Below are 668 nucleotides of genomic sequence, written 5' to 3'. Positions count from 1 at the left end.
TGACCACGCACCCCATCACCGCCACCCGCAGCGGCACGTCCAGCCCGTCCAGACCCGCCGTCACCTCGTCGGCCAGGCTGTACACGTCCACCTGGGCGCGCCCGCAGGAGGGGCAGGAGACGATCTCCAGCCCGCGCTCGCGCAGGCCCAGCGACTCCAGGATCTGGTTGCCGACCCTGACCTCCTCGGCCGGGGGCGCCGACAGCGACACCCGGATGGTGTCGCCGATGCCCTCGGCCAGCAGCGCCCCGAAGGCCACCGAGGACTTGACCGTTCCCTGGAAGGCGGGCCCGGCCTCGGTCACGCCCAGGTGCAGCGGGTAGTCGCACCGGGCCGCGAGCTGGCGGTAGGCGTTGACCATCACGACCGGGTCGTTGTGCTTGACCGAGATCTTGATGTCGCGGAAGCCGTGCTCCTCGAACAGGGAGCACTCCCACAGCGCCGACTCCACCAGCGCCTCGGGGGTGGCCCTGCCGTACTTGGCCAGAAGGCGCTTGTCGAGCGACCCGGCGTTGACGCCGATGCGGATCGGGGTGCCGGCCTCGGAGGCGGCCCCGGCGATCTCGCCCACCTTGTCGTCGAACCTCTTGATGTTGCCCGGGTTGACGCGCACGGCGGCGCACCCGGCCTCGATGGCGGCGAAGACGTACTTGGGCTGGAAGTGGATG

At 71.0% G+C, this 668-nt stretch carries 1 protein-coding gene; it reads right to left on the bottom strand.

The features are described 5' to 3' along the window. Window positions 1-668 (bottom strand): flavodoxin-dependent (E)-4-hydroxy-3-methylbut-2-enyl-diphosphate synthase (locus D476_RS0131625; RefSeq protein WP_017627859.1); only part of this gene is annotated, 668 nt, incomplete at both ends.

The sequence above is a fragment of the Nocardiopsis chromatogenes YIM 90109 genome (assembly GCF_000341185.1).
Lineage (GTDB): Bacteria > Actinomycetota > Actinomycetes > Streptosporangiales > Streptosporangiaceae > Nocardiopsis_A > Nocardiopsis_A chromatogenes.
The sequence above is the reverse complement of the archived record's forward strand: the minus strand, read 5'-3'. Positions and strand labels throughout refer to the sequence as shown.